This is a genomic window from Streptomyces yamdrokensis (assembly GCF_053890455.1).
On sequence record NZ_CM132679.1, the window covers coordinates 3,146,432 to 3,159,290 of the forward strand.

Sequence of the window (12,859 nt, forward strand, 5' to 3'; positions counted from 1 at the left end):
GCGTCGGTCAGGCGGTGGCGAGGGCCGGTTCGCGGTCCGGGGCCGGGTGCTCGGCGCGGTGTACGAGGATGTCCTCGGTGATCTCCGCCGAGCGGGCGGCGAGGACGCTGAGCAGGGAGTCGGCGATGCCGTGGGTGGCCTCGTTGACCCCCTGGAGGTAGAGGGCCCCGGTGGCCGGACGACCCAGGTCGAGGCGGTAGTTGCGGCTGACCCGGAGCCCGTCCAGGCCGAGCCCGGCGCCGAGGTCGCGGACCATGCGGGGCATCGCGCCGTCGAAGCCGGTGCCGAGCAGCACCAGGTCGGTGCGCAGCTCGCCGGTGGCGCCGCTGCGGCGGTCACCGAGGGTCAGGACGATGTCGTCGCCGTCGGTCGCGGCGCCGGTGACGTCGGTCATGGTGATCATGCCGAGCCGGCCGGTGCCGTCCCGCCGGTCCTGGTAGAACTGCCGGTACAGGCTGTCGAGGGTGGCCGGAGCCAGGCCGCCGTAGTTCGTGCGGTGCATCTCCGCCAGCAGCTGTCTGCGGGCGTCCGGGGCGGCCTCGTAGAAGTCGTCGACGAACGAGGCGTAGAACAGCTCGTTGGTGAACTTGCTGCTCTCGTAACCGTTCAGACCGATCGAGCGCATGATCATCGTGGGGCGGCAGCCGGGCAGGTCCCGCAGCGCCGCGCCGAACAGCTCGGCCGCGCTCTGCGCCCCGCCGACGACGGCGACCCGCAGCGGGCGGTCGGCCGGAACGGACGCGATGCGCCGCAGGTACTCGGTGGAATGGATGACCCGGTCGGAGGGCAGCTGCTCGAACACGGCCGGCACATGCGCGTCCCGCCCGGCGCCGATCACCAGGTAGCGGCAGCCGATCGTGTCCCCGTCCGCCGACGCGACCTTCCAGCCGGTCAGTTCACCGGCACCGCCGTACACGGGGGTGACCGAGGTGATGTCACGGCCGTACTCGACGCTCACCTCCTCCAGCGAGTCCGCGACCCACTGGAGGTACTCGGATATCTCGCTGCGGTACGGCACCCAGCTGCCGAGGTTGATGAACGCGTCCAGCCGGCCACGTGCCTGCAGGAAGCTGAGGAAGGAGAACCCGCTGCGTGGGTTGCGCATCGTGACCAGGTCCTTGAGGAAGGAGACCTGGCTGAGGGCGTCGGGGAGCAGCATGCCCCGCTGCCATTCGACGTTCTCCTCGCGCTCGACGACGAGGGTCCGGCCCGCGAGCTCGGGGGCCAGCTCCTCGAGCGCGACCGCGAGAGCGAGGTTCGCCGGGCCGGCGCCGACGGCGAGCATTTCGACGGTGCGGTGTGCCATGAAGTACTCCAGAGAATGGGACTGGACTTCGATGCGGAGGGCTCGTGGGGGGCTCGTGGGGGGGCTCGGGGCCCTGCGTGCCGGGGGCGGGAGCCCTCGGGGACGGGCAGGGGCGGCGGGTTGGGCAGAGACGTCGGGGCGGGCGGGGGCCGCGGTGCGGACCCGTCGAAGGCGCTCGCCGGCGGAGGACGGGACGAGGGCGCGCCCCTTCGCCGTCAGGCCGGGGCCGGCACGGAGAGCGGCCGCCGGTCGAGGCCGACCCGGGCCGCCGCCGCGTCCAGACGGGCGTCGGTCTGCGCCCGGTCCGCGCCGGTGACCACGACGTACGAGTGACGGGCGATGTAGCCGTTCGGCGGCAGCCGCAGCTCGGCACCGGGCTCCACCAGCGCCTCGGCGGCCAGCAGCCCCTCGGCCTTCGTGGGCGGGGTGACGGAGAGCACCTCGCAGTCCTCGGGCGGGTAGCCGAAGCGGATGCCGACCGTGCGGTGCACGGTGTCGGAGAAGTCGGGGCGCAGACCCAGCGCGGCGCGCACGGCGGCGCGGGCCGGGTCGATGCCGGTGGCGAGCTGTCCCAGGCGCGGGATGAGGTCGCCGCCGAGGCGGCCGTTGATCTCGACGATGACCGGGCCGCGCGCGGTCAGCTTCACCTCGGTGTGGGTGATGCCGTAGCCGTAGCCGATGGCGCGGTGTGCGGCGCGGACCGTCCCCAGCAGCGTCCCGTCGGTGCGCAGCGGGTCGTCGGCGGCGACGTGGTGGCCGATCTCCTCGAAGTACGGAGCGAATCCGACCTGCTTGCGGGCCACGAACAGCGGATGGTACTCGCCGTCGACCACGGCCGCGTCGATGCTGATCTCGGGCCCTTCGAGGTACTCCTCGACCAGCGCGCCGCCCCGGTAGGACTCCGCTCCGATCCGGCCGGCCTCGTCGGCGGTGCGGAACGCCTCGGCGACCTCACCGGGGTCCCTCGCGAGCACGACGCCGATGCTGGCGCCCATTCCGCGCGGCTTGACGACGACGGGGCAGCCGATCGTCTCCGCCGCCGTGAGGGCCTCCTCGGCGGTGTCCACCCACGCGTACCGCGGCTGGTCGACGCCGGCCCCGGTGAGCAGCCGGCGGCTGCGGAACTTGTCCCGGCAGCCCTCCACGCCGTCCACGCCCGCACCGGGCAGTCCGAGCGTCTCCGCAACGTGGGCGGTCGTCACGATCAGTGTCTCGTCCCAGCTGAGCGCCCCGCGCACCGGGACGCGCCCCGCCAGTTCCCTCGCCGCCGCCAGCACGGCCGCCCGGTCGGTGACGTCCACCACGGTGTGCCCGGTGAGGTAGGGGGTCTGCCAGGCGGGCTCCTCGCCCGTGAACAGCCAGACGGGGTGCGTCGCCGCCGCGCCGGCCAGCAGGTACTCGCGGTACTTGCGCATACCGCACCCGATGAGCAGGATCACGCCGTCCGCTCCCGGCTCGCCGTCCATGCCGTTGTGTGCACCGTTGTCCCCCACGCGCTGTTCGCCTCCTGAAAACGAGTGACCACCCGATTCCACGGGGCATGCGCGTTGCCCGGAACCCATGTCCGGCAAGGCCAATCAACCCCGGTCCCGGGGCCGTCGGCGTCCGGTTGATTGGCCGTCGGCCGCGGCCCTTCCGGGCAACTCCGGTCGCCGCTTGCATGGCTGACGTGATCAATTACGACGGCAAGCGATTCAGGAAGGTCCTCACGGACCCGGCCGGCGACGCGCCCACCGCGCTCTACCGGCAGCAGGGCGACCTGGTCTGGGCCGAGTTCGCCGGCGGCGACGTCCGGCGCGGCTCTCTCGCGGGCACCCGCGACGCGGGCGGCGTGATCAGCTTCTCCTACAGCATGGTCCTCGACGACGGGCGCGTGATCTCCGGCCACAGCGTGAACACCCCGGAGATCCAGGCCGACGGGCGGATTCGGCTGCATGAGCGCTGGGAGCGCTACGGCGTCCACGCCGGCAGCGGCATCTCCTACATCGAGGAGGTGCGCTGAGGTGTCCGGCGCCGACTTCTCCGCGCTCGCCCGCGAGGTCGAGGGCCGCGTCTTCCTCCCGGGCAGCGCGGGCTTCCGGGTGGGCTCGAGGGTGTTCAACACCCGCTACCGGGACCGTCTCCCGGCCGCCGTCGTCACCGCGGCCCACACGGCGGACGTCCAGCGGGCCCTGCTGTGGGCGCGCGAGCAGGGCATCCCCGCCGTCGCCCGCAACGGCGGCCACAGCTTCGCCGGCTACTCCGTCAACGACGGCCTGGTCATCGATCTCAGCCGCCTCACGCAGACCCGCGCCGACGGCTCCACCGGGCTGGTCGTCGCGGGCGGCGGCGCGAAGATCAGTCACGTCTACGACGCGACGCAGCCGTACGAGATGGTCTTCTCCACCGGCACCAGTCCGACCGTCGGCGTGGCCGGGCTCGCGCTCGGCGGGGGTGCGGCGTTCGCGGCCCGCCGCTACGGCCTGACCACCGACGCCCTGGTGGAGACCTCGGTGGTCCTGGCCGACGGCTCCCTCGTGGTGGCGAGCGAGCGGGAGAACCCGGACCTGTTCTGGGCGTGCAGAGGCGGCGGCGGGGGCAACTTCGGCATCAATGTCTCCCTCACCTTCCAGGCCCACCCGGTCCCCGACGTCACGACCTTCCACCTCACCTGGAAGTGGGCGGACGCGGCCGCCGTCCTGGACGCCGGCCAGCGCATGGTGCAGGGGGCACCGGACGACTTCGCGGCCCGGCTCGGGGTGTGGACGCACGGCACCGGCCTCGGCGCGATCCGCGACAACCTGGACGTCACCCTCCAGGGCCAGTACTTCGGGTCCGCGCACCAGTGCCTGGAGATCCTCGACCCGGTGCTGACCGCGGCCGCGCCGGTGTCCCGGGAAGTGACCGAGCGGACGTTCTGGGAGGCCAACAAGTACATGGTCCACGCGACCACCGGCGACCAGTTCGCCCTGCGCTCCAACTACGTCCGCGAGCCCCTGGTCGCCGAGGGCGTCGAGACCCTGCTGTCCTGGGTGGAGCGCTGGCCCGGCAGCCACAACGCCGACGGCGGCGGCGCCGGACTGTTCTCCTGGGGCGGCGCCATCAACCGGGTGGCCCCCGACGCCACCGCCTTCGTCCACCGCGACACCCTGTTCCTGGTGTCCCTGGACACCTCGTGGACGGACGACGACGGCCCCGCGCGGATCGACGCCGGCCTCGACTGGCTGAACGGTCTGCACGCCGCCATGGCCCCGCACGTCACCGGCTCCGCCTACCAGAACTTCGTCGACCCGGAGCTGACCGGCTGGCGCGAGGCCTACTACGGCGCCAACTACGAGCGCCTGCTGCAGGTGAAGAGGAAGTACGACCCGGACGGGGTCTTCTCCTTCGACCAGGCGATCGGTTCCTGAACCCCCGCGGGCCTCACCGGGGTTCCCCACGAAGAGGCCTCACGCGGGTCCCCCCATCCCAACGAAGGTGACGCAATGAGTGTGTCCAAGTCCAAGGAAGACGCCTCCCCCGGCGTCCTCGACGCGCTGCGGGCGACGCCGCGCCCGGTCCGCTACCTCCTCGGGGGCGTGCTGCTCAACCAGCTCGGCGCCTTCGTCCAGACCTTCCTCGTGCTGTACCTGACGCATCGCGGCTACGGCGTGGACCGGGCCGGCTTCCTGCTCGGTGCCTACGGCGTCGGCGCCGTCGCGGGCACCGTCATGGGCGGTGAGCTGACCTTGCGGCTCGGCAGCCGCAACACCATCATCACGGCGATGGGCGGCTCCTCGGTACTGGTCTTCGTCATCCCGTGGCTGGCCGAGCCCGGCACCTATCCGGTGCTGCTCGGGCTGGTCGTCCTGCTCGGCCTGATGACCCAGGCCTACCGTCCGGCCGCCTCCGCGCTGCTGAGCGAGCTGATGCCGGACGAGTTCCGGGTCATGGGCTTCTCCATGCTGCGGATCGCCATGAACACCGGCGCCGCGGCCGGACCGCTGCTCGCCGCCGGTCTCATCCAGATCAACTGGAACCTGCTGTTCTGGTTCGACGGCGTGACCGCCCTCGTCTACGCACTGCTCGCCGCCGCCCTGCTGCCCAAACCTGCGAAGAGGGCCTCCGCGCAGGACCCCGTCGAGGGCCCCCCGGCCAAGGAGGAGAAGCAGTCGGCGTACGGCGCGATGGCCCGCGACCACCGCTTCCTCTTCTATCTGGCGTCGATGCTGCTCAGCGCGCTCGTCTACGCCCAGTTCTTCTCGGTCCTGCCCATCGACCTGGAGGACGCGGGCCACTCCACGGCCCTCTACAGCGTGGTCCTCACCCTGTCCTCGGCACTGCTGATCAGCCTGGAGCTGGCGGTGACCGCCCGGGTGAGCCGGTGGCGTGCGAGCACGGCGGCGACGGTGGGCACGTTCGTGTACTGCCTCGGCGTCGCGGGCTTCGGCCTGCCCGGCAGCGTGCCCGCGCTGATCCTGCTCACCACCGTCGTCAGCGTCGGCGGCCTGATGGTCAGCGGCCCGACCCTGTGGGCCCACCCGGCCAAGGCCGAACAGAAGATCCGTGGCCGCTACATCGCCGCCTCCCAGGCCGTCTTCGGCCTCGGCTCCGCGATCGGGCCGGCTCTCGGCATGCTCATGTGGACCCGGTACGGAGACGGCATCTGGCTCGCCTGCGGGATCGTCGGCGTGCTGGCGGCGGCCCTGGCCTACGCCGGCCTGCGCCCCTCGGACGAGCCGGCCGACGCAGCCGGGCCGGCCGGCACGGCACCGCAGGATCCGCCCACCGGAACCGGCACACGCGAGGACTCGGCCGTCGCCGGCTGACACCGCCCACGTACGGCCCGGGTACCGCCGGGCCCGTACGGCTGCGGCCGGTACCACTCGGCCCGTCCCCGTCCCCCCGCCGGGCCGGCACCCCCCCACCACCCCGGGACACACCCGTACTCGCCACCCATGAGTACCCGTCAAGGAGGCACCCGTGCCCGTCAGCGACACCCTCACCCCCGCCGGTCCGGCCCCCCGCGACGAGCGGCCCGTCCGCCCGCGCCCCCGGGTCGCCACCCGCCGCCGGCTGCTGATGTGCCGGCCGCGGCACTACGACGTCACGTACTCGATCAACCCGTGGATGGACCCCGGCCGCGGCACCGACAGCGCGCTCGCGCTGCGCCAGTGGGAGCGGCTGCGCGACCTCTACATCGAGCTCGGGCACAGCGTCGAGGAGATCAAGCCGGTCGAGGACCTGCCCGACATGGTGTTCGCCGCCAACGGCGCCACCGTCGTCGACGGCAAGGTCTTCGGCGCCCGCTTCCGGCACGCCGAACGCACTGCCGAGGGGCCCGCCTACCTGCGCTGGTTCCAGGAGCAGGGCTACCAGGACGTGCTGTGGCCGGAGCACATCAACGAGGGCGAGGGCGACTTCCTCACCGTCGGCCGGCGGATCCTGGCCGGCACCGGCTTCCGTTCCGACATCCGCTCGCACGCCGAGGCGCAGGAGTTCTTCGGCCTGCCGGTGACCTCGCTGACGCTGGTCGATCCCCGGCACTACCACCTCGACACCGCGCTCGCGGTGCTCTCGGACGGCGAGATCATGTACTACCCCGAGGCGTTCACCCCGGGCAGCCGGGCCGTGCTGCGCACGCTGTTCCCCGACGCGGTGATCGCCTCGGCCGAGGACGCCGCCGTCTTCGGCCTGAACGCCTTCTCCGACGGCCGTCACGTCCTGCTCCCGACCGCTGCCAAGGGCCTGCAGGCCCAGCTGCGCGCCCACGGCTTCGAACCGGTCGGCGTCGACCTCACCGAACTGCTCAAGGCCGGCGGCAGCGTCAAGTGCTGCACCTTGGAACTCCGCGACCGCTGAGCCTCCTCGATCCCGCCTGCCTCCCGGCCGGCGGGATCGAGGAGGCCGCCGCGGTGACGGGCAGGGCACTGGACCTGTCCAACGGCGTCGCTTCCGTGCGCCCCCCGCAGGCATCTCGCTCCGGTGCCGGCGGAGCGGGGCCGGAGCGAGACGTCCCGGCCGTACGAGGTGTGCTGGAGCGCGGCGGGTCCAAGACCCCTCGGGGCGGGCGTGGCGGTCGAGACCTGCGCGTAGTCGCTCACGGCCGGGGGACCGGCGCGGCGTCCGACGCCTCATGAGCAGGCCCGTCGGCGCCGCGCCGCCGGGTGCGAACGCCTCCTCGCCCTGCGGGCGGGGGCAACCGCCGGATCAGGAGCTGCGGCAACGGTGGTGCCCGGAGCCGGACTCGAACCGGCACGCCCCCAACAGGGGCAGCGAGGTTTAAGCTCGCCGTGTCTGCATTCCACCATCCGGGCAGGCCATGGGCTCCGCGTGGGCCCTCCGACCCTATCGGGACCCCTCCCCCGAACTGCGGGGTGGTGGACCCATGTTGTCTTATTTTATTGATGCCTGAGGGAGTATCAGGCCAGGGAAACCGCCGTCAGCACATGCCACCAGCCTTGCGTGCGGGGGCGGGCCGCGCGTACGGAATGACGGAATTTCACCGTCCGAACAAGGGCACTCCACCTGTTCTCACGACATCCACCGCGCAGCGGACCTCCGCCCGGCACGAAGGCGCTCCCCCGGCTCCGGTGGCTCCTCCCCCGCTCCGGGTCCGCCGTCATCCCCAGGTATGACGGCGACCGCCGGGGTCCGCCCCGAGTCGCCCCCCGGAACCGGAGCAGCGGGTGACTACACGGCGGCGGGCGGGCGCAACGATGGACATCGTCCCGTTCCCGTGAAACGCCGTCCGTCAGGAGTGCCCATCCCGTGACCACCGCACCCATCGCCGACCGGACCACCGCCGTGGCCGCACGCGCCACGGAGCTGTCGAAGATCTACGGCCAGGGCGAGACCCGGGTGGTCGCCCTCGACCAGGTCTCCGTGGACTTCCGGCAGGCCGAGTTCACCGCGATCATGGGCCCCTCCGGCTCCGGCAAGTCCACGCTGATGCACTGCGTGGCCGGGCTCGACACGTTCTCGGCCGGTTCCGTGCGCATCGGCGACACCGAGCTGGGCTCCCTCAAGGACAAGCAGCTGACCAAGCTGCGCCGGGACAAGATCGGCTTCATCTTCCAGGCGTTCAACCTGCTGCCGACCCTGACGGCCCTGGAGAACATCACCCTCCCGATGGACATCGCGGGGCGCAGGCCGGACAAGCAGTGGCTCGACACCGTGATCCGGATGATCGGACTGGCCGACCGGCTGAGCCACCGGCCCTCGCAGCTGTCCGGCGGTCAGCAGCAGCGCGTCGCCGTGGCACGGGCGCTCGCCTCCCGGCCCGAGATCATCTTCGGCGACGAGCCCACCGGCAACCTCGACTCCCGTTCCGGCGCCGAGGTGCTCGGCTTCCTGCGCAACTCCGTGCGCGAGCTGGGGCAGACGGTGGTCATGGTGACCCACGACCCGGTCGCCGCGGCCTACGCGGACCGGGTGGTCTTCCTCGCGGACGGCAGGGTCGTGGACGAGGTGCACGGACCGACGGCCGACTCGGTGCTCGACCGCATGAAGCAGTTCGACGCCAAGGGCCGCACCAGCTGAGGCTCCGTCACTTCTCGTGGTGACACGCCCCCGCCCCTGCTGACGCCCCGCACCCCCACCCGTACGACTGGACTCGAGAAGACACCCATGTTCCGTACCGCCTTGCGCAACGTGTTCGCGCACAAGGCCCGGCTCCTGATGACCGTGCTCGCCGTGATGCTCGGCGTGGCCTTCGTGTCGGGGACCCTGGTCTTCACCAACACCATCTCCGACGCCCTCCGGAAGAGCTCCGCCAAGGGCTTCGACCACGTCGACGTCGCCGTCACCCCCGGCTGGAAGGACGCCGAGGGCGACAAGCTCGGTGAGGTCCGCGAGCTGACCCCGGCCATGGTCGAGGACAGCGCCCGGGTGCCCGGCGCCGCGCGGGCCATCGGGGTCGTCACCGGGTTCACCGCCGTGGCCGACCGGGACGGCAGGCTGATCGGCGACGGCTTCCAGTCGCAGGGCGGCAACTACTGGGGCACCGACGACCCCCGCTACCCGCTGGCCGAAGGGCACGCCCCGAAGGGCGCGGACGAGATCCTCATCGACGCCGAGACCGCGAAGCGCACCGGCTACCGGGTCGGTGACACCGTGCGGATGTCGGTCGACGGCCCCGTGCTCGAACCGGTCGTCGTCGGCGTCTTCACCACCGACGACGGCAATGTCGCGGCAGGCGGCAGCCTCGCGCTGTTCGACACGGCGACCGCGCAGAAGCTGTTCGGCAAGGAGGACACGTTCGACGAGATCGCCGTCAAGGCGAAGGACGGCGTCTCCGACGCCGCGCTGCGGGCGGAGCTGGACAAGGCGCTGCCCGCCGGCGCCGTGGAGACCACCACCGGCACGAAGCTCGCCGAGGACCAGGCGAGCATGATCGCCTCCTCGATGGAGGAGATGAAGCAGAGCCTGCTGGTGTTCGCCGGCATCGCCCTGTTCGTCGGCACGTTCATCATCGCCAACACCTTCACGATGCTGGTCGCCCAGCGCACCCGGGAGCTGGCGCTGATGCGCGCGGTCGGCGCCTCCCGCCGGCAGGTCACCCGGTCGGTGCTGATCGAGGCGTTCGTGGTGGGCGCGGTGGCCGCCGTGGTCGGGCTGCTCACCGGTATCGGCATCGGGGCCGGGCTGCGGGCCCTGATGGGGACGTTCGACGCGTCCGTGCCCGCCGGACCGCTGGTCATCACTCCGGGCACCGTCGGCACCGCGTTCGCGGTCGGTGTCCTGATCACCATGCTCGCCGCCTGGCTGCCCGGCCGCCGGGCCGCGAAGATCCCGCCGGTGGCGGCGATGAGCTCCGTGCACGCCAAGGCGACCACCAAGTCGCTCGTCCTGCGCAACACGCTGGGCGCGCTCGTCTCGGGCGCCGGCATCGCGGTGGTCCTCGCGGCCACGACGATGAGCGGCACGGACGGCCAGGCCCCCATGGGCATCGGCGCGGTGCTCCTGATCATCGGCGTGTTCGTCCTGACCCCGCTGCTGTCCCGCCCGCTGATCGCCGCCGCGGCGCCGGTGCTGCGCGTCTTCGGGGTGTCCGGGAAGCTGGCCCGGCAGAACTCGGTGCGCGACCCGCGCCGTACGGCCGCGACCGCGTCCGCGCTGATGATCGGACTCACCCTGATCACCGGCATGACGGTGGTGGCGGGCAGCCTGCAGAACGCCATCGACAAGATGGCCGCCTCCTCGATCGAGGCCGACTACGTGGTGTCGATGGCGAACCGCAACTGGCTGTCGCCGGACGTCGAGCGGACCCTGAAGCAGTCCGACGGCGTCACCGCCACCAGCCCGCTGCGCAACGCGGCCGTCCGCATCGACGGCGAGACCGACTTCCTCACCGGCGTCGACGGCGCCTCGATCGGCGAGCTGACCGACTTCCCGGTCCTCGACGGCGCCTTCGAGGTGGCCGGCCCGCGGGTCGTCGTCGACCAGGAGACGGCCGAGGAGTACGGCTGGAAGGCCGGTTCGCGCTTCGCCCTCACCTACGAGGACGGCGGGAAGCAGGAACTGACGGTCGCCGGCGTCTACGAGGGCAACGAGATGTTCCGCGGCATCATGCTCGACATCGCGACCCTCGCCCCGCACCAGTCGGACGAACCGGCCGACATGCAGGTCATGGTGAAGACCTCCGGCGGCGCCTCCGACGCGGCGAAGGACGGGCTGGTGGAGGCCCTCGGCACCAACCCCGGAATCAAGGTGCAGGACAAGAAGGACATCTCCAACGAGCTGGCGGCCACGCTCACGCTGGTTCTGAACATGGTCTACGGGCTGCTGGCGATGGCCGTGCTCGTCGCGGTCCTCGGGGTCGTCAACACCCTGGCCATGTCGGTGTTCGAGCGTTCCCAGGAGATCGGCATGCTCCGCGCGATCGGCCTGGACCGCAAGGGCATCAAGCGGATGGTCCGCCTGGAGTCCCTGGTGATCTCCCTGTTCGGCGGGGTGCTCGGCATCGGCCTCGGCGTGTTCTTCGGCTGGGCGGCCGGTCGGCTGGTGGGCTCCACGGTGGCGACGTACGAACTGGTCCTGCCCTGGGACCGGCTGGCGGTCTTCCTGCTGCTGGCCGGCGTCGTGGGCGTCCTGGCGGCACTGTGGCCGGCCCGGCGGGCGGCACGGCTGAACATGCTCGAGGCGATCAAGGCCGAGTAGCCGCCGGCGGCCGGGTGGTGGAGCAGTACGGGAGACGGGTGCGCGGGCCCTGTTCCGGTGGCCGGAGCCGGAACAGGGCCCGCGCCCCGTCAGTTCCAGGTGCGGGCGCGCAGGGGGAGGCCGGAGGCGCCGGACGCGGAGGGCTTCACGGCCAGGACCTGGTTGACGCCGAGGCGGTTGCGTTCGAAGGCGAGCGCGGAGGCGGCCATGTACAGCCGCCAGACGCGGGCGCGGCCGGGCCCCGCGAGGGAGACCGCCCGGTCCCAGTCGGCCTCCAGGTTCGCCACCCAGCGGCGCAGGGTGAGGGCGTAGTGCTCGCGGATCGACTCGACGTCGCGCGTCTCGAAGCCGGCCCGCTCCAGCAGGGACACGGTGGTGCCCACGAGGGCGAGTTCGCCGTCGGGGAAGACGTACGCGTCGATGAACGGGGTCAGTGCGTACGCCGTCTCGTCCCGGTGCGGGCGGCGCGCGATCTGGTGGTTCAGCAGCCGTCCGCCGGGCCTCAGGAGACGGTGCAGAGCGGTGGCGTACTCCAGATAGCGCGGGGAGCCGACGTGTTCGGCCATGCCGATCGAGGAGATGGCGTCGTAGGGGCCGTCCGTGACGTCACGGTAGTCCTGGACGCGGATCTCGACGCGGTCGGTGAGCCCCTCTTCGGCGACGCGCTTGCGGGCGTACCCGGCCTGCGCCTGGGAGAGGGTGACGCCGACGACGCTCACGCCGTGCTCGCGGGCGGCGTGGACCGCCATGGAGCCCCAGCCGCAGCCGACGTCCAGCAGCCGCTGACCGGGCGTCAGGGCGAGTTTGCGGCAGACGAGTTCGAGCTTGTCGTGCTGGGCCTGTTCGAGGGTGGCCCGCGGGGGCGGGGCGGGCCAGTAGGCGCAGGAGTACACCATGGACGGGCCGAGAACGATCTCGTAGAAGTCGTTGCCGACGTCGTAGTGGTGGCTGATGGCGCGCCGGTCGCTGCGCTTGGTGTGGAGGCCGCGGCGGGGCCTGCGGATCTCCTCCGGGGGCGGGCCGGGCGGCAGCGGCGGACCGGCCAGCGCGACGAGGCCGCGGACGGCGGAGCGGACGCCCGGGTCGCGCAGGGACCGGGCGAGGGTGGGGGCGTCCTCGCCGCGCTGCCAGACGAGGCCGGAGATGGCGTCGAGGGCGGTGTACAGGTCGCCCTCGACGCCGAGGTCGCCGGTCACCCAGGCGCGGGCGAGACCGAGTTCGCCCGGCTTGAACAGCAGGTGGCGCACGGCGCGGCGGTTGCGTACGACGAGGATCGGGGCGTCGGGCGGACCGGCCTGTGATCCGTCCCAGGCGCGGACGCGCAGCGGGAGGGGTGCGCCCGTCACCTGTTCGACCAGGCCCTTCAGCCGCGGAGCGGCGTCTCTCATGGTGTACACCTCCGATAGAGCCGTCCCCTGCTCGAGCGAGGTCGAG

9 protein-coding genes and 1 tRNA gene are annotated in these 12,859 nt (G+C 72.3%); 6 read left to right on the plus strand and 4 right to left on the minus strand.

The annotated features are described in order from the left end of the window. Nucleotides 1-7: 7 nt before the first annotated feature. Both ACWZEH_RS13620 and ACWZEH_RS13625 read right to left on the minus strand, forming a co-directional pair. Nucleotides 8-1,306, minus strand: coding sequence for a SidA/IucD/PvdA family monooxygenase (locus ACWZEH_RS13620; RefSeq protein ID WP_456198462.1), 1,299 nt, complete (start codon nucleotides 1,304-1,306; stop codon nucleotides 8-10). A gap of 215 nt (nucleotides 1,307-1,521) precedes the next feature. Then, nucleotides 1,522-2,799, minus strand: coding sequence for an ATP-grasp domain-containing protein (locus ACWZEH_RS13625; protein ID WP_456198463.1), 1,278 nt, complete (start codon nucleotides 2,797-2,799; stop codon nucleotides 1,522-1,524). A gap of 167 nt (nucleotides 2,800-2,966) precedes the next feature. Between ACWZEH_RS13625 and ACWZEH_RS13630 the strand changes: the two genes are divergently transcribed. The 4 genes from ACWZEH_RS13630 (at nucleotide 2,967) to ddaH (ending at nucleotide 7,126) form a co-directional block, all read left to right on the plus strand. Beyond that, nucleotides 2,967-3,308, plus strand: coding sequence for an avidin-fold protein (locus tag ACWZEH_RS13630; protein WP_456198464.1), 342 nt, complete (start codon nucleotides 2,967-2,969; stop codon nucleotides 3,306-3,308). 1 nt (nucleotide 3,309) lies between these two features. Continuing rightward, complete coding sequence (locus ACWZEH_RS13635; protein WP_456198465.1) at nucleotides 3,310-4,695, plus strand: FAD-binding oxidoreductase; 1,386 nt, start codon at nucleotides 3,310-3,312, stop codon at nucleotides 4,693-4,695. Nucleotides 4,696-4,770: 75 nt separating this feature from the next. After that, nucleotides 4,771-6,093, plus strand: a complete 1,323-nt coding sequence (locus ACWZEH_RS13640) for an MFS transporter (protein ID WP_456198467.1) — start codon at nucleotides 4,771-4,773, stop codon at nucleotides 6,091-6,093. Nucleotides 6,094-6,247: 154 nt separating this feature from the next. Further along, nucleotides 6,248-7,126 carry a dimethylargininase gene (gene ddaH, locus ACWZEH_RS13645; protein WP_456198468.1) on the plus strand — a complete coding sequence of 293 codons (879 nt, stop codon included), beginning with the start codon at nucleotides 6,248-6,250 and terminating at the stop codon, nucleotides 7,124-7,126. A 367-nt stretch (nucleotides 7,127-7,493) separates the two neighbouring features. Here the strand turns inward: ddaH and ACWZEH_RS13650 are convergent. Further along, nucleotides 7,494-7,581: transfer RNA gene (locus ACWZEH_RS13650), tRNA-Leu, on the minus strand. Nucleotides 7,582-8,035: 454 nt separating this feature from the next. Between ACWZEH_RS13650 and ACWZEH_RS13655 the strand changes: the two genes are divergently transcribed. Then, complete coding sequence (locus ACWZEH_RS13655; RefSeq protein WP_456198470.1) at nucleotides 8,036-8,806, plus strand: ABC transporter ATP-binding protein; 771 nt, start codon at nucleotides 8,036-8,038, stop codon at nucleotides 8,804-8,806. An 87-nt stretch (nucleotides 8,807-8,893) separates the two neighbouring features. After that, on the plus strand, nucleotides 8,894-11,425 hold the full coding sequence (locus ACWZEH_RS13660; protein WP_456198472.1) for an ABC transporter permease: 2,532 nt from the start codon (nucleotides 8,894-8,896) through the stop codon (nucleotides 11,423-11,425). Between the two features lie 89 nt (nucleotides 11,426-11,514). On the opposite strand, the gene ACWZEH_RS13665 is transcribed toward ACWZEH_RS13660, so the two are convergent. Next, nucleotides 11,515-12,813: a class I SAM-dependent methyltransferase gene (locus ACWZEH_RS13665; protein WP_456198473.1), complete on the minus strand. Its 1,299-nt coding sequence runs from the start codon at nucleotides 12,811-12,813 to the stop codon at nucleotides 11,515-11,517. Between the last annotated feature and the right edge of the window lie 46 nt (nucleotides 12,814-12,859).